Consider the following 17,567-nt stretch of genomic DNA (forward strand, 5'->3'; position numbering starts at 1 on the left):
CCCTCACCCTAACCCTCTCCCCCACGGCTTGGCTGCGGAACTTTCGTTCGCAGCCAAGCCGCGGGGGAGAGGGGACCGGAAAACTGCACGACCCTCCCGGGGGGAGGGTGAGATCATAAAACGACGGCTAATCGCCCCCGCGGCGGCCTACTTGGGAATCGCCGAAAATGCAAACCGCTCGGCCGCCCGTTGCAACTCGGGGCGACCGGCTAGAACCGCGCTCTCCCGCTCTCCGCTGAACCGATTCGAGGCGGAGCGGAGTACGACGCGAATCTCCCGATCCAAGCCTGCCTCGCGGGCGATCGCGAACGCCACGCCGACCTGAAAACGATCCTGCGGATAAATCGGAACTCCCAGCGTCGCCAGCGACCAGCGATCGATCGGCACTCGCACCCAACGCCCCATCCCCAGCTCAAGTGCGTCCGACTCGCTCGGCTGCTCCACCAGGGCGGCGAGCGACTCGGGCAGTCGGCCAACTGCTTCCGGAGTGACGTAAACGGTCGCACGACTGCTGTGCGGAGCGTACAGCGCCCAGGAGAGCCAGTGGTCAAACCGCCCACTCCGCTCGAGCACCGGCAGGCTCAGCATCAGAACCACGATCCAGCCGGCTGCCGCGGACGACTCGCGCTTCTCCGACTCACGAACCGGTGGACCTTCCACGCCGAGTTCCGATGAGGACCTCGTGGTGGGCCAAAACAGCAGCACCGCCTGAAGCGCGAAGAACAGGTTCCAGACCAACACTCCAGGCTGATGCCCCAGCCCGATCGGGCCGAGGACGAGGATCAGGGTAGTGTGCAAGGCGACCGCCAGCACGACGCCGATCCGGCGGGTCCACGTCCCACTCCTTTGAGGACCATTTCTATGAGGCCAAGCCAGCAGGATTGCGACCGCCGCCTCGCCCACCGGTAACCCCAGCGCCGCACCTCGGACCCATTCGGGCGACAGATTTTCGGGAGCCCGGCCGACCAGCCGCACCATGGCTTCGATCATCTGCGTCCCGACGGTGTGGACGAATTGGAAGTCGAGCTTCCCCACCGCCGACCAGCCATAGATGCCGATCGTCAGCACGCGGATCCAAAACAGGCCCCGGCTCGCGGTGCACAGGGCGAACAGCGCGGCCAGCGCCGAGATTTGGTAGGCCCAGGGCTGCAGCCGATGCTGGTCGAGCACGACCGCCACCCCAAACCCCAGCGGAACCAGCCAGCGGAGACTCGCCCCACGACGCGTTACCCCGCGAGCCGCCATCGCGAGCAGCCCCACGACGACGGCGGCGAGCGCCAAGTAGTCGAGCACCGCCGGGGCAGCCAGGGCGAACCGCAGCAGTGGGACCCGCGGGAATAGCTCCTGAGGCATCCACAACCGCCAGGTGACGGCGAGGAGCCCCAAGCCGAAGAGCCCCACGCTCGCTTCGAAAAAGCGGTAGCGTACGGCCTCGGAATCGACTGCGGCCATTACACGTCCAGGTTGCGGACATCGAGCGCGTGTTTCTCGATGAACTCCCGTCGCGGTTCGACCTTGTCTCCCATCAACAGCCGGAACATTTCGTCGGCCGCTCCGGCATCAGCCATGCTGACTTGGACCAGCGTCCGGTTGGCCGGATCGAGCGTGGTTTCGCGAAGCTCTTCGGCGTTCATTTCACCGAGACCCTTAAAGCGCGTGACCTGCAATCCTTTTTCCCCAGCGGCGCGAATCTCCGGCAACAGCGAGCGGAGGTCGGGCAGCGGTCGCCGGGCATCTTCGCGGACCAATTCGAACCGCGGTACGGTCGTCCCGGTGCGGTCTTCAGGGATCAGGTCCTGAATATCGAACTGCAGTTCGCGAAGATCCTTGAGCCCTGAGTTGATCGTCCGCACTTCGTGCAGTTCGATCAGGCGAACCGGCAACCGATCGGCAAGCGTTGCTCCCGCCTCGTCGCCCTCCTCTTCGTCGTTCGCTTCGAGCGACAGGCCGCGCTCGGCGAGCAGTTTCTCGGCCGCCTCGCTCTCCTGGAACCAAAAATCCTCGGCCCCCACGAACAGGTGCAGCGGCGGCAGTCGTCCGCTGTCGGGATCCTGGCGGAGGGCATGGGCGCGAAGGTTAATTCCCCGCCGCTCGAGCGCGATGATGGCGTCTTCGATCCCGGCGAGCGTTTGGCAGAGCCGCCGCATCTCCTCCCCTTCGACCCGCCGGCCGGTGTCGCTTTCGAGCACCGAATCGGCCAGACCGCGGTCGAGCAACTGCGTCCGCATCTCTTCTTCGCTCTGGACGTAGTACTTGGTTTTGCCTTTGGTCACCCGGTACAGCGGGGGCTGAGCGACGTAGACGTGACCGCCGGCGCACAACTGATACATCTGGCGATAGAAGAAGCAGAGCAGCAAGGTACGAATGTGGCTGCCGTCCACATCCGCGTCGGTCATGATGATGATCTTATTGTAGCGACGCTTGCTGATGTCCTGGTCGGCGCCGATCCCGGTCCCGATCGCCTGGATCATCGACTGCACTTCCTCGTTCGCCAAAACCTTATCTTCGCGGCTCTTGTACGCGTTGATGATTTTACCGCGGAGCGGCAGGATGGCTTGGAATTCTCGCATCCGGCCCCCCTCGGCCGAGCCACCGGCCGAATCACCTTCGACGAGATAGACTTCGCACTCTTCCATGTTCTTGCTGATGCAGTCGCGAAGTTTCCCGGGCAGCCCACCGCCGCCGAGCGCGTCTTTGCGTTTGCGGAGCAGATCCTTCGCCTTGCGAGCCGCTTCCCGAGCCTCGGCGGCGAGCAACCCTTTGCGGACGATCGCCTTGGCGGTCCGTGGGTTCTCCTCGAGGTACTTGGCCAGCGCCTCGCCGACGCCCTGATTGACGATCCCTTCGACGTCGTTGTTGCCGAGCTTGGTCTTCGTCTGGCCTTCGAACTGCGGATGCGGGACGCGGACGCTGATCACAGCCGTCAGCCCCTCGCGGAAATCGTCGCCACCGGGCGTGACCCCTTTGAAGAGATTTTCCTTGCGTCCGTAATTGTTCAGCGTGCGGGTCAGGGCCGAGCGGAAACCGCTGACGTGGGTTCCCCCTTCGATCGTATGGATGTTGTTCACATACGACTGAACGGTCTCGGTGAATTCGGTGCTGTACTGAAGTGCGATCTCATACTGCACGCCGTCGCGATCCCCCTCGATCACGATCACGTCGCCGTGCAGGGCGTCGGTGGCGCGGTTCAGGTGCTCGACGAATTCGACGATCCCGCGGGTGTAGTGGAAATCGCCCGACTCGCCATTCCGCTCGTCGAGAAACTTGATCCGCACGCCCGAGTTGAGGAAGGCGAGTTCCTGGAGGCGTTTATAGAGCGTGTCGAAGTTGTAGCGGGTGGTCTGGAAGATCTGCGAGTCGGGCTTAAAAGTCGTTTTGGTGCCGAGCTTCTTCGTCTCCCGCCCTTTCTTGACCGGACCGAGCGGAATTCCCCGCTCGTATTGCTGAGTCCAGACGTGCCCTTCGCGGCTCACTTCGACTTCGGCCCACTGGCTGAGGAAGTTCACCACCGTAACGCCGACCCCGTGCAGACCGCCGGAGGTTTGGTAGGCCCCTTTCTGGAACTTGCCGCCAAACTTGAGGACCGTCATCACCCCTTCAAGGGTAGTCACTTCGCGATCGAGCTCTTCGCTCAACTGGGCGTGCCGATCGACCGGGATCCCCCGCCCGTCGTCCTCGACCGTCACGCTGTCGTCGTTGTGCACGGTGACCGAAACGTGCTTGGCGAAACCCGCCATCGCTTCGTCGATCGAGTTGTCGACGACTTCGTAGACCAGGTGGTGCAGCCCCCGCGAGGTGGTATCCCCGATGTACATGCTGGGGCGTTCGCGGACGTGCTCCAAGTCCGAGAGGTGCAGCAAGTCGGCCGAGGTGTACTCGCTGTTGGCCAGCGGAATCGTGCTGCCGGCAACCCCGGCTGAAGCGGTTTCGTCGGCGGCTGCGGCCTCCTGCGGTCGGTCGGGAGTCGCCGGGGACGAGTCGTCTTCAGGACGCGAGGGCTGATCGGCTTCGCTCATCGAATATTCTGCGATTCATGGGCAGTTGGAGTCGAAAGAGGCCCCGATTTTAGCCCTTTTCCGGCTCTACCGCGATGCCACTGGATGAGAAGGGAGCCTCAGTGCACCCGCTGGTGCGCCTCGAACATTTCCAGAATGGAATCGAGATTTTCCTGTTCGATCAGGGCCACGATCACGTCGCCAGCCCGCAGCGTGTCGGAGGCTTCCGGGACCCGGACAAAGCCGTCGCGCTGGATCGCCGCGATCAGGCAGCTGCCCGAGAGGGGCAGGGCGGCGAGCGACGCCGTGGTGATCTGAGCCCCTTCGAACACCTCGATCTCGTAGACGCCGATCGAGCCCTCGGGCAAGCGGCTGGAACTGATCACCGCCCCTTCGTTCATAAAACCAAGAACCTGTCGGGCGATCACATCGCGTTCGCTGACAGCCAGATCGATGCCGAGCTTGGCCACCACGTTGGCATAGTCGGGACGCGCGACGACCGCCATTACATGCGAGGCCCCCATCTCCCGGGCTTCGACCCCGGCCATGATGTTGTTCTCATCGTTGCCCGTGCAGGCGACGAAGTAGTCGGCCGAGCCCGCCCCTTCGTCCTCGAGCACCATCCGGCGGTTCGCATTGGCCGCGAGCACGGTCACATGCGGGAGCATCTTGGCAAGATGATCGCACCGTTTGGCGTTCATCTCCAGGATCACGACCCGGTAATCCTGATCCGAGAGCGTCTGGGCCAAGTGGTAGCCGGTTTCCCCGCCCCCGGCGATCATCACGGTCTGCCGCCGCCGCGAACGCGTCCGGCTGTCGAACTGATGGCGGCTGGTGGCGATGTCGTCGGGAAACCCGATCAAGCTGACGCGGTCCCCGGCTTTGAACTGATCTTCACCGCTGGCGATCCACATCCGCCCGCTCCGCAGGATCGAGCCGATCCGCACGCCGCTGGGCATCTTCAGATTCCGCAGCTTGATGCCAATCGCCGGAGCGGCCGCATCGATCTCGACTTCGTACACTTCCAACTGACCGCGAGCAAAGTGCTCCAGCGGAATCGAACCCGGGTTGCGGATTGCCCGCGCCAGCTCGGTCGCCGACAGTTGCTCGAGACTCAGCAAGCGGTCGATGCTGAAGTGCCGCTGATAATCAAAAGTGCTCAGATCGCGGAACGCCGGAGCGTAGACGCGGGCGATCGCCCGCCGCGTCCCGAGGGCTTTGGCCATGCTCGCCGCGACGATGTTGACCTCGTCGTCGCCGGTGACCGCCAAGCAGATGTCGGCCCCACAGACGTCGGCCTGGAACAGCACCGTACTCTGCGAGGCGCTGCCTTGCACCGCTCGCACATCGAGCTCGTTGTTGATCCGCCGCACGTTCTCCGGATCGCAATCGACCACCGTGACGCTATGGCGGCGGCGGCAGAGCAGATCCGCGATCCAGGTGCCGACGGTCCCCGCCCCGAGAATCAGAACTCGCATGGCCCCGCTTCGTCTTTCGTTAAGCCCACCAGCTTCCCCTTAAACCCACCAGCCGATCACCATCAGGATCAAAAAGATGATCCCCATGAAACCGGTCACCCAGTAAGCCGTGTGGAGTGCCTGCCGGAGGATCGCTCCCATGTCTTCGTGCCGAGTGCCGCCATAGACGATGCTGATCGCAACCAGCAGCGGCAGATAGTACAGCAGATAGGTGGGCGAAATCGAAAGCATGGAAGGGTGCGGGTAGCAGGTTTCAGGTAGCAGGTTGCAGGAACCGGCAGAAAACACGAGTTAGCTGGCGGGTTGGCCGACGGGCTTACCGGCTTTCGCCGCGGCGGCTTGCGGAGCGGTGTTGGCCGCTGAAGAATCGTCAGCCGCTGCGGGTTCTTCGTCGGCTTCCTCGGACGCTTCTTCCTCCTCATCGCGCCGCCGACCGCTGATGGGCGTCGAGAGGGGGCCCGAGTAGGCATCGTAGATGACCAGGATATTCAGCAATCCGGCGATCATCGTGTACCAGGTGCCCATTTCATAGCCAGCACCGAGGCGCGCGTACCAGGCCGCGACGTCGTCGGGATTGTCCTCGAACACGGGTCGCCGCGGAGGCGCCATGAATCCGCCCCACAACGGCTCGTAGCTGGCGCGCGTCTGCCCGGTCCGCTCGTCGGTGAACCCGCGGAGCCGATTCGTCTGCACCAGAGCCGGGAGGGCGGCGACCCCCACACCGAGCTGACAGATGTAATTCCAACGTTTGTCGTTGGGGACCCAGGAGGCGTAGACGACATGCCCGCCGCCGATCGCGAAACCGACGAAATAAGTCGTCAGGATCGCGATGAAGAACATCGCCGCCTTGCTCTTCCGCCCCTGGTAATAATGCCCCGCCCCGGGGACGAGCCACGCCAGGAGGGCCGCCAGCGAGCGGTTGCCGAGGTCGAATTGATGCCCGTCGACTTCGATGCGATTCGTCGCGGAGGAAGGGTTCGCCATGGGCCGCACAAAACCGTCACTCGAAGTATCAAAAGGGAGAGCCCAGCAGCGGGGCGGCTTCATTCTGACGCAAACCGCTGCTCGTCACTAGGCTCTGTCAGAAAACCCTGAGCCGACGGCGCTAGCCGCGGGTGCTGCAGCGGAAATTCTGGGCGCGCGAAGGCCCGAGGCTAGCGCCTACGGCTCAAAAGACGGAACTCACTGGGCTTTCTGACAGAGCCTAGACGGATCCGCGGAGATTGCACAAGCCGAGCCCCACAAACAGCCCGCTGCCCCCAATTAGCCCGCTGCCCCCAATTAGCCCGCTGGGCCGAATAGACTAAGAAGCCCAACCGACGAACCGCCTGTTGCGACAACAGCCCCCGGCCCAACCTTTCCCCCTCTCGACCGGAATCCAGCCGATGTCCGTTTCCTCGCCCCGCCCGCTGTGGACCGCCGCCGCATGGTTGCTCTCGCTATCACTCTCCTGGACGGCCGCGTGCTCAGCCGCCGACGGGCCCAAAGCCGACGGGCCCAAAGCCGAGGGGGCGAAAGCCGCAGAAACCGCTCAGCCGTGGGTCGTGTACGAAGGGACAGAAGGCCTTCCGGGGAGCGGCAAGCGCGTCGTCTTAATCTCGGGCGATGAGGAGTACCGCAGCGAGGAAGCGTTGCCACAACTCGGAAAAATCCTCGCCGAGCGACACGGTTTTCGCTGCACCGTGCTGTTCGCCATCGATCCGAAGACCGGGGAGATTTCGCCCGAGACGAGCGACAACATTCCGGGGCTCGAAGCCTTGGCCGATGCCGATTTGATGATCATCGCCACGCGGTTCCGCAATCTGCCCGACGCGCAGATGGAAAAAATCGTCCAATACATCGAAGCGGGGCGGCCGGTCGTGGGAATGCGGACCGCGACTCACGCCTTCAATATCCCGGCCGATCGCCGCTTTGCCCGCTACAGCTGGAATTACAAAGGCGATGACTATCGCGACGGGTTCGGCCGCCAAGTGCTCGGGGAAACCTGGATCAGCCACCACGGACGGCACAAATTCGAGAGCACGCGCGGGATCATCGCCCCCGGAGCCGAGGATCATCCGATCGTGCGAGGCATCGGTGAGGCGAAAATCTGGGGCACGACCGACGTCTACGGCGTCCGCCTGCCCCTGCCGCAAGACTCGAAGCCGCTCGTCCTGGGCCAAGTCCTCTCGGGGATGCAGCCCGACTCGCCTCCGCTTGCGGGGGAGAAGAACACCCCGATGATGCCGATCGCGTGGACGAAAACGTATCGCGATGGGCGCGTTTTCTGCACCACGATGGGCGCCGCGACGGATCTGCTCAGCGAAGGGGTCCGGCGGATGCTGGTCGCCGGCGTCTACTGGGCGAGCGGACTCGAGGAACAGATTCAAGCAGACATGAACGTTGATTTGGTGGGAGATTTTGAACCAACCGAGTACGGTTTCGGTGCGTACAAAAAAGGGCTTCGGCCTGCGGATTTCGGGCGTTGAGCGAGCGTCAGCTGCCGGCCGCTAGGCCGGAGTATTCATCAGCCGCCACGCGCTAGCGTCCGGTTCTCACGGCGTTTTCGGAAACTGGGGGCTAGCGCCCGGCGGCTGATGAATAATCCGGGCTAGCGTCCGGTTCTCACGGCGTTTTAAGGAACCGGGGGCTAGCGCCCGGCGGCTGATGGGGCCGCCCAGCCGCGAGGGAGAGGGGACCGGAGACCCTTCCCCCCGCTGGGCGCGAAAGCACCGCCGACCGTTACCCTTGCCGAATTGGAGCGTTCCGGGCTACTCTCGTCGGATATCTTACCTAACACGTACCGCAGCCCCGGCCGGCCTGAACCGCCACGATCGTCCCGGGCGCGTTAACAATTGCCCTACCGCGGGAAAGATCTACGTCCATGTCCGACTCGAAAACGGTTGCCGAGGCCGAAGTCCAGCAAAGGCTCGGCGAACTTCAAAACATCCCCGTGGCCGACGCCGATCCCGCCGAAACGGCTGAATGGATCGGTTCGCTCGACTATGTGCTGAAGACCAAAGGGCCGGAACGGATCCGTTTTCTGCTCGACCAGCTCCGCGATCGGGCGGCCGAAGAAGGGGTCGAGATCGCCGGCGATACGAACACGCCCTACATCAACACGATTCCGGCCAAAGACCAGCCGAAGTTTCCGGGGAACCGGGAGATCGAGCGGCGGATCAAGTCGATCATTCGCTGGAACGCGATGGCGATGGTGACCCGCGCGAACAAGCGGTTCGAAGGGCTCGGCGGGCACATCAGCACCTTCGCCTCGAGTGCGACGCTGTATGAAATCGGCTTCAACCATTTCTTCCGCGGTCGCGGCGAAGACGGCTACTCGGGCGACATCATTTACTTCCAAGGACACGCCTCGCCGGGGATGTACAGCCGCGCCTTCCTCGAAGGCCGGTTGACCGAGGAGAACCTCGAGCACTTCCGCCGCGAGCTGCAGGAAACGCCAGGCCTGTCGAGCTATCCCCACCCCTGGCTGATGCCCGGTTTCTGGGAGTATCCGACCGTCTCGATGGGGCTCGGGCCGATCATGGCGATCTACCAAGCCCGCTTCAACAAATACCTCCGCGACCGAGGGCTCAAGGACACCACCAAGCAACGCGTTTGGGCGTTCCTCGGCGACGGCGAATGCGACGAGCCCGAATCGCTCGGCGCAATCACGCTCGCTTCCCGCGAACAGCTCGACAACCTGATCTTCGTGATCAACTGCAACCTGCAGCGGCTCGACGGTCCGGTTCGCGGCAACGGCAAGATCATCCAGGAGCTCGAGTCGCTGTTCCGCGGGGCGGGCTGGAACGTGATCAAACTCGTCTGGGGCGACGACTGGGACGCGCTGCTCGAAAAAGACGAATCGGGTCTGCTGGTCAAGCGGATGGGCGAAGTCGTCGACGGCCAGTACCAAAAATACACCGGGATGCCGGGCAGCTACATCCGCGAGCACTTCTTCGGCAAATACCCTGAGCTGCTCGAATTGGTCAAGAACTACTCCGACGAGCGGCTCGAAAAGCTCCGCCGCGGCGGCCACGAACCGGAAAAAGTTTACGCCGCCTACAAGAAGGCGACCGAGTACGACAACGGCAAACCGACGGTGATTCTCGCCCAAACGATCAAGGGCTATGGGCTTGGCGAAGCGGGAGAAGGCCGCAACGTGGCCCACAACCAGAAGAAGCTGAACGAAGCCGAGTTGCTCGAATTTCGGACCCGCTTCGGGATCCCGATCAGCGACGAAGAGGTCGGTAAGGCTCCGTTCTACAAGCCACCGGAGTCGAGCCAGGAGATCAAGTACCTGAAGGCTCGTCGCGCCGAACTCGGGGGCTTCGTTCCCTCGCGGCCCACGGTCCATCCGACGATGGAAGTCCCGACGCTGAAGGACTACGAGAAGTTTGCCGGCGGCAGCCAAGGCAAGGAGATGAGCACGACGATGGGCTTCGTCCGTCTGCTCACCGCCCTCTGCCGCGACAAGAAAATTGGCAAGCACGTCGTGCCGATCGTCCCCGACGAATCCCGCACGTTCGGGATGGAAGGGATGTTCACGACCGTCGGCATCTATGCTCACGCCGGGCAGCTCTATGAACCGGTCGACCGCGCTCAGGTGCTGTACTACAAGGAAGCCAAGGACGGCCAGATCCTCGAAGAAGGGATCACCGAAGCGGGCTCGATGAGCAGCTTCAACGCCGCCGGGACCGCCTACAGCGCCCACGGGATCAACATGATTCCGTTCTTTATCTACTACAGCATGTTCGGCTTCCAACGGATCGGCGACTTGATCTGGGCCGCCGCCGACATGCGGGCCAAGGGCTTTTTGATCGGTGGCACCGCCGGACGGACGACCCTCAACGGGGAAGGGCTGCAGCACCAAGACGGGCACAGCCTGCTCAACGCGATCGCCTTCCCGACCGTCCGCGCTTACGACCCGGCCTGGGCCTACGAGACGACCGTGATCGTCATGGACGGGCTCAAGCGGATGTACCAGGACGGCGAAACGGCGATCTACTACATCACCGCCGAGAACGACAACTACGTCCATCCCGACATGCCCGAAGGTGTTGAGGAAGGCATCATCAAGGGGATGTATAAGTTCAAATCCCGCGAGGTCGATGCCCCCAAAGCACGCGTTCAATTGTTCGGCAGCGGTGCAATCCTCAACTCCGTGCTCGAAGCCCAAGAGCTGTTGGCCGAGAAATACAACATTGCCAGCGACGTCTGGAGCGTCACCAGCTACACGCAGCTACGCCGCGAGGCGGCCGACTGCAGCCGCTGGAATATGCTCCACCCGACCGAAAAACCTCGCGTCAGCTACCTCGAGCAAGTCCTCGAAGGGGTTCAAGGTCCGTTCATCTCGGCGAGTGATTATGTGCGAGCCTTGGGCGAGCAATTGACGCCCTGGATCCCGGGCGATTACTACGTCCTCGGCACCGACGGGATGGGCCGCAGCGAAACCCGCCCGGCCCTCCGCCGCCACTTCGAAGTCGACGCCGAAAGCATCACGATCGCCACCCTGCACCGGCTCAGCAAAGCGGGTGTCGTCTCGGCCGAGGATGTGGCGAAGGCGATCGACGACCTCGGCTACAACGCCGAAAAACCGAATCCCTACTTCGCCTAGTCTGAATGGCTCATCGGCCGCCGGGCGGTAGCCCCGGCGGTCGAGCTATCCCACTTATCCGCATTCCAACGACTCCAACTCTATGGCAACCGAAGTCAAACTCCCCGAACTGGGCGACGGTATCGAATCGGGCGACGTGCTCGAGGTCCTGGTCAGCGAAGGTGATGTGATCACCGAAGGCCAAGATATCGTCGAAATGGAAACCGACAAAGCGACCGTCCCAGTCCCGGCGAGCGCGGGTGGCAAGGTTGTCAAAATCCACGTCAGCAGCGGCGATACCGTGCCGGTCGGCGGCGTGATCCTCGAAGTCGAAGCGGCTGCGGAAGCCGAAGCTCCCAGCAAGCCGGCCGCCAAACAACCCGAAGCGGAAGCGGAACCCGAGGCGGAAGCCGAAGAGTCGGGCGAAGCCGAAACGGCCGAGGAAGAACCGCAGGCCGAGGCGGCTGCCGAAGAGGAATCCGAAGCCGAAGCGCAGCCGGAACCGGCTCCCCAACCGGCAGCCTCCAAGCCTGCTCCCGCGAAGCCAGCCCCCGCCAAACCAGCCCCCGCCAAACCAGCTGCCCAACAACCGGCACCGGCGAAACAGGCTGCCCCGGCCACCCCGCCAGCCGGCAGCACTTCTTCCGATGCGATCATCCCGGCCGGTCCGGCCATTCGCCGCTTCGCTCGCGAAGTCGGCGTCGATTTGGCGACGGTCGAGGGGAGTGGCGAAGGGGGTCGGATCACCCGCGACGACGTTCTCCAAGTCGTCCGCCAAGCCAGCCAAGCGGCCAAGGGCGGCAATGCCGCGGCGGCGGAGCGCTCGGCAGCAGGTCCGATTGCCGGCCAAGTCGGCGGCGGGCAAGCGGGAACTGGTCAGGTCGGCGGCGGCAAAGCGGCCGGCGGGAAAACGGCATCGGCTCCGTTGCCGGGCTCGGCCGACTCCGACGCCTTCGGTCCGATTCGCGTCGAGCGGATGAGCAAAGTCCGCAAGACGATTGCCTCCCAGATGCACGCCAGTTGGTCGAACGTTCCCCGCGTGACCAACTTCGACGACGCCGACATCACCGACCTGGAGCGACTGCGTCAGAGCAGCAAGGATGACTACGCGGCCCAGGGGATCAAGCTGACGACGATGCCGTTCTTGATCAAAGCGGTCGCGACGGCACTCAAACACCACCCGGCGATCAACGCCGTGATCGACTCCGAGAACGAGCAGATCATCTACAAGGATTACGTGAACGTCGGAGTCGCCGTCGACACCGACCGCGGCTTGATGGTTCCGGTGATGCACAATACCGACCACATGGGGATCCCCGACATCGCCCGCGGTTTGGCCAGCATGGCGGCCAGCGTCCGCAGCGGTCAGTTCGCCGTCAGCGATCTGCGTGGCGGAACATTCACGATCAGCAACCTGGGTGCGATTGGCGGCCAGTACAGCACGCCGATCGTCAACATCCCTGAAGTCGCGATCCTGCTCGTTGGCCGCAGCCGCAAACTGCCGGTCGTGATGCCCGACGATTCGATCCAGCCGCGGCTGATGATGCCGCTGAGCCTGTCGTACGATCACCGCTTGGTCGACGGCGGCACCGCGGCCCGCTTCCTGAACGACGTCATCGGCTACCTCGAAGCCCCCAGCCGCCTGCTGCTGGCGCTGTAGGGCCCGGCCCCCGCGGTGGTTGTTGGGCGTTTCACAAAATCAGCCGCCACGCGCTAGCGTCCGGTTCCCACCGTGTTCGCGTGAACCGGACGCTAGCCTCTGTCAGAACACCCGCAACAACACCCTCCCGGGGGGAGGGTAATGAAGGGCAGCGGATGCACTGAATCGACGACAGACGAGGCCCGCGGGTGGACGACGAACGGATTGCCTACCATGAGGCGGGGCACGCGGTTGCGGCCGTTTGGCTCGGGGGCGAAGTGGTCCATGTGACGCTCGAACCGGACCGCGACGATGGCCCGAGCCGCGACGGCGAGCTCCTGGTCCGCTGGCACCATCGTGGCCTTTCGCCGCGGGATTTGCTCGCCCGCGAAGTGGCCGTTGCGCTCGCCGGTCCCGCAGCCGAAATGCTCTATCTGGGCGAACGACCGCATCCGCTCACGGTTCGCGAATGGGCCGAGGATTGGCGGATCGTCTGGATGCTTGCCGCTGAGTGGGTCGCGGATCCGGCGCTCCGCATGCAGTGGATCGAGGCGTCCCTCCGCGATCTCTGCGGTCTGTTCGATCAGGCGGCGTGCTGGCAGGCCGTCGCCGAGACAGCCGATGAACTCTCCGCCCACGAGACGCTCTGCGGCGAACAAGTCGAAGCGATCGTCCGCCGCTGGATGGGCTAGCTTGGTTCTCCCCAGCCTCCTCCGCCAGGGGTTTCAATCGTGAGCCGGTCGCCGCATTGCAGATCAAGCTGCACGGTATTTGGAAGCACTTGCTCGCTCCCTCCGGCTGGCGTCATGCGGTTTTGGCCGGCGGCTCCTGGTTGGCCGCCGGCGATCCCGTAGGGACGGTACTCGCCTCGCCGTCCGGTCAGCAGCGAGACGGTCAGCGGCCGCAGCATCTCGAGCTCGCGGATCACGCCATCGCCTCCCCGCCGCCGCCCCGCTCCACCGCTCCCACGACGAACCGCAAATCGCCACAGCCGAATCGGATAGCGGCTCTCGAGAATCTCGGGGTCGGTGATGCGGGTGTTGGTCATGTGCGTGTGCACGGCATCGGCACCCGAGGCTTCGGCGGTCGCTCCGGCACCCCCGCAGATCGTCTCGTAGTAGCCAAACGTGGCGTCGCCGATCAGCAAGTTGTTCATCGTGCCTTGGCTGGCCGCGGCGGCACCGAGGGCACCGAGCAGAGCGTCGACGATTCGCTGGCTCGTCTCGACGTTCCCGGCGACAACGGCGGGACAGCGGGCTGGATCTTCGTCCGCCGGTGGATTGAGCAGCCCGCTGGGAATCTGCAGATCGATCCGCTGCAGGACCCCTTCGCTGAGCGGCAACGGACGCTTGGCCAAGCAGCGGAGCACGTACAGCACGGCTGCCGAAACGATCGCTGGCGTCGCGTTCCAGCCGTGGGGATGAACCGCTCCGGTCCCTTCGAAGTCGACTTGCAGCAGCCCCTCGACGCTCTGAATCCGGACCGCGATTGGCGTTCCATCGTCCAAGTGGTCGACAAAACATCGCGGTTGGCTGCCGATCCGCCGCAGCACCTCGCCCACTGAGTCGGCGGCCATGTCCAGCAGCCGCGTCATCCACGCCGACAGGGTCTCGACGCCGTGCTGCCGCGCGAGCGCCACCAGATCGGCCGCACCACGGCGACCAGCCGCGACTTGGGCGGCGATGTCGGCCAAATTCTCCTTCGGGGTCCGCGACGGGTAAGCTCCACTGGTGAGCAGTTGTTCGAGCTCCGATTCCCGATCGTGCGAGTCGCGTACGAGCGCAAAGTTGCGGATGACAACACCCTCTTCGGCCAACGAGCGAGCCTGCGGCGGCATCGATCCCGGGGTGATTCCACCGATCTCGGCGTGGTGCGCCCGGCTGGCGACAAAGAAGTCGGGGCGACCGCTGCGACTCTCCACGAACACCGGTGTCACGACCGTCACGTCGGGAAGATGCGAGCCGCCGGCATAGGGATCGTTCGAGACGTAGCAATCGCCGTCGAACATTTCACCGTAGGTCGCCATCAGGCTTCGCACGGTGTGCCCCATCGCCCCGAGGTGCACCGGGACATGCATCGCTCCGGCCACCAGCGAGCCATCCTCGCGAAACACCGCGCAGGAGTAGTCGAGCCGTTCCTTGACGTTGACGCTGACCGACGTCCGCCGCAGGACTTCCCCCATCTGCTCGGCGATTCCCTCCAAGCGTCGCGCCACGATCTCCAACTGCACCGCCTCCTCCATGGCCGCATCGGGGCGGGCGTCCAGCTCGCTTCCAATATTTGGGGCTGGTCTGGGGGTGACGACCAGAGAACCATCGGGCCAGCGGGTGGCTTGCCAGCCGGGCTCGACCACCAACGTGCTGTTCGCCGCGGCGATCACCGCGGGGCCCTCGACGATGGCTCCGGAGGTCAGCTCACGCCGCTCCACCAGAGCCGCGGATATCCACTCGCCGCCGATGAACAAGGGCTGAGCCGTCGTCGCGCGCCCATGCTTCACTTCAGCCGGAAATATTTTCTCCGGTCGCTCGATCCCCAGCGGTTCGTCGCTCGTCTGCTCTGCTTCGAGCCGCAGCGTGACGAGCTCCACGGGGCGATTGGCCCGCGCATAGCCGAACGTCGAGCGGTGCAGCTCAGCAAACCGTTCGGCGAGCGAATCGAGGGGCCGTAGCGGCAGTTCCAACGTCGTTTCCGTACCCGCATACCGCACCTCGGTCGTCACCCGGTGCTCGACCGCGGCGTGGGAGGACTGCTCATCGGCGAGGTCCGCCGCCAGCAACGCATTCACCTCCGCCCGCAGCTCACCCTCGACCGCGTCGATCGTCTCGGAGTCGACGGCATCGAGCGTCTGATAGAGGCCACGCGTGGCGGAGCGGCCGACGGCGGCCAAGCCCATCCCGAGCGCGCTGAGCATCGCCGCGTCGGGATGATCCACCACTTGCCGCATCCCCAGGGAACCGGCGACGGCGCAGGCATGTTGGCCAGCGGCTCCGCCCAACCCCACCAGCGACATCGGACGCGGATCAGCCCCTTCAGCCGTCGTGACCGTGCGGATCGCTTCGGCCATGTGATTGACGGCGATCTGCCAAAACCCTTCAGCCAATGCTTCGCGGCTCGGAAAGCTCACTCCACTGCGGGCCAAGTCGGCAGCGACCTCGTCGAGCCTCCGCAGCGAGGCGGCGCGGTCGAGCGGAAACGGGAACTCCGCCTCGACCACTCGCCCGAGCACCAAATTCAGATCGGTCACCGTCAGCGGTCCCCCGCGACCGTAACATGCCGGACCGGGATCCGAGCCGGCGCTCTCGGGACCCACATGCAATCGTCCCTGCTCGGCGTAACAGACCGAACCGCCGCCAGCGGCGACCGTGTGAATCGCCATCATCGGCGTCATCACGCGGACTCCCGCTTTGCGAGATTCGAACTGCCGCACCAACCGCCCTTCGAAGCGGCTCACATCGGTGCTGGTCCCACCCATGTCAAACCCGATCACCCCGCCGCTCGAGGACTGGTCCACTTCGGCCAGCTCGCGACCAATCGCCGCGAGGGCGACGACGCCGCCGGCCGGGCCTGACAAAATACTGTCGCGTCCCCGAAACGCCTCGCCACCGACCAGTTGTCCGCCGCTGGTCATCAGTCGCAACCGCGTCCGCGAGGGGCCGCCGAACTGCTCCCAAACCCGACCGATGTAGCCGGCGAGGATCGGATTCAGATACGCGTCGAGCACCGTCGTCTCGGCGCGGGACAGCAGTTTGACGAGCGGTACGACTTCGCTCGAGACGCTCACTTCCGGAAAACCGACCTCCCGGGCCAGCCGCTCGACCGCGCGTTCATGCACATCGTTGCGGTACGCGTGCAGCAGACAAATCGCCAGCGACTCGGCCCCGCGGGAGCGTAGTTCCTCGAGCTGCTGACGGACCACCGACTCGTCGAGCGGGCGGAGTACCTGCCCCTCCGCATCCAGACGCTCGTCGATCTCCAGCACCATGTCGGTCAGCGGCGACGGTTTATGAATGTCGAGCGCAAACAACTCGGGGCGTTCCTGCGATCCGATGCGGAGCAGATCGGCGAAGCCTCGAGTCGTCACCAGCGCCACGGCGGCCCCGCTGCGAGTCAGCAGGGCATTGGTGCCGCGAGTCGTCCCGAGCCGAACTTCCATCGGCGGCAACGGCTCGCTCAGCGGCAGCCCCAGCAGCCGGCGGACGGCGAGCACCGGCGCTTCGAGAGCACTTCGCAGCTCGAACGCCCGCGGAGAGCCCGCTTCGCCCGCGGCTAGCGAAACTTCCAACGGCGATTGAAGCGTAAACGTCCCAGAGCTCGATTCGAAACCGGCAACACGCCGCGACTCGAGCGGTTCCCCGCCGTCACCGATCAACGTCAGCTCAAAGCCGACCCAAAAACCATCGGGATCACCACGCCGCGATCGGTCGACGATCCGAAGCTCGCTCGATTCCGGGGCGACACTCCCTTTAGTGACTCCGCTGCTGAGCACCTTACCGCTCCGCCGCACACCAGCGGCATCGCTGACAAAGCAATCGGTGAACGTGCCTCCAACGTCGATCCAAACTTTCAAAACCTCACTCCCCACGGCGTTCTCCGCCCTCACGAATCCCACTCTCGTCGCATCCGCAAATCTGAAATCTCCGGGATCGAACGGAATCGAATTGCTTGAGCTTATGCCCCGGGATTCGAGACATAGGGAAACCGCGAAGGACACGAATCAAACGAATAGCGGCCACGGAAGGACACAAAAACTCACGGAAAGGGGAGGGACCGCGGATAGCACAGAGAACGCGGATGAACAGGAAATCCAACGGCTGAAAACCGATATTATCCGTGACTCAGCTCTCCCACCTTTCCTCCGTGCTCTTCGTGTCCTTCGTGGTTTC

10 protein-coding genes are annotated in these 17,567 nt (G+C 64.2%); 4 read left to right on the forward strand and 6 right to left on the reverse strand.

From position 1 onward, the window contains the following. Nucleotides 1-147: 147 nt before the first annotated feature. From GNK13_RS13870 to GNK13_RS13890, 5 genes are all read right to left on the reverse strand, one after another. Complete coding sequence (locus tag GNK13_RS13870; RefSeq protein WP_164103151.1) at nt 148-1,452, reverse strand: hypothetical protein; 1,305 nt, start codon at nt 1,450-1,452, stop codon at nt 148-150. Beyond that, nucleotides 1,452-4,016 (reverse strand): DNA gyrase subunit B, encoded by a 2,565-nt coding sequence (locus GNK13_RS13875; protein ID WP_164103152.1) that lies wholly within the window; start codon nt 4,014-4,016, stop codon nt 1,452-1,454. The genes GNK13_RS13870 and GNK13_RS13875 overlap by 1 nt, the downstream gene beginning before the upstream one ends. Nucleotides 4,017-4,114: 98 nt before the next feature. After that, nucleotides 4,115-5,473, reverse strand: a complete 1,359-nt coding sequence (gene trkA, locus GNK13_RS13880; RefSeq protein WP_164103153.1) for a Trk system potassium transporter TrkA — start codon at nt 5,471-5,473, stop codon at nt 4,115-4,117. A gap of 39 nt (nt 5,474-5,512) precedes the next feature. After that, complete coding sequence (locus GNK13_RS13885) at nt 5,513-5,704, reverse strand: hypothetical protein (RefSeq protein WP_164103154.1); 192 nt, start codon at nt 5,702-5,704, stop codon at nt 5,513-5,515. Nucleotides 5,705-5,764: 60 nt separating this feature from the next. Then, nucleotides 5,765-6,457, reverse strand: coding sequence for a DUF6677 family protein (locus GNK13_RS13890; RefSeq protein ID WP_164103155.1), 693 nt, complete (start codon nt 6,455-6,457; stop codon nt 5,765-5,767). 401 nt (nt 6,458-6,858) lie between these two features. Here GNK13_RS13890 and GNK13_RS13895 point away from each other — a divergent pair, with 401 nt between their 5' ends. The 4 genes from GNK13_RS13895 to GNK13_RS13910 all read left to right on the forward strand — a co-directional run bounded on the left by GNK13_RS13895 (nt 6,859) and on the right by GNK13_RS13910 (nt 13,376). After that, nucleotides 6,859-7,941, forward strand: coding sequence for a ThuA domain-containing protein (locus GNK13_RS13895; RefSeq protein WP_164103156.1), 1,083 nt, complete (start codon nt 6,859-6,861; stop codon nt 7,939-7,941). A gap of 395 nt (nt 7,942-8,336) precedes the next feature. Further along, entirely contained in the window at nt 8,337-11,066 is a 2,730-nt protein-coding gene (gene aceE, locus GNK13_RS13900) for a pyruvate dehydrogenase (acetyl-transferring), homodimeric type (protein WP_164103157.1), read from the forward strand. Between the two features lie 82 nt (nt 11,067-11,148). Next, nucleotides 11,149-12,705 (forward strand): 2-oxo acid dehydrogenase subunit E2, encoded by a 1,557-nt coding sequence (locus GNK13_RS13905; protein ID WP_164103158.1) that lies wholly within the window; start codon nt 11,149-11,151, stop codon nt 12,703-12,705. Nucleotides 12,706-12,893: 188 nt separating this feature from the next. Next, a complete protein-coding gene (locus tag GNK13_RS13910; protein ID WP_164103159.1) occupies nt 12,894-13,376 on the forward strand; it encodes a hypothetical protein in 483 nt (160 codons plus the stop codon). Here the strand turns inward: GNK13_RS13910 and GNK13_RS13915 are convergent. Then, nucleotides 13,373-17,251 carry a hydantoinase B/oxoprolinase family protein gene (locus tag GNK13_RS13915; protein WP_235935156.1) on the reverse strand — a complete coding sequence of 1,293 codons (3,879 nt, stop codon included), beginning with the start codon at nt 17,249-17,251 and terminating at the stop codon, nt 13,373-13,375. The genes GNK13_RS13910 and GNK13_RS13915 overlap by 4 nt on opposite strands. Between the last annotated feature and the right edge of the window lie 316 nt (nt 17,252-17,567).

This window comes from Candidatus Laterigemmans baculatus (assembly GCF_010367455.1).
Taxonomy (GTDB): Bacteria; Planctomycetota; Planctomycetia; order Pirellulales; family Pirellulaceae; genus Laterigemmans; species Laterigemmans baculatus.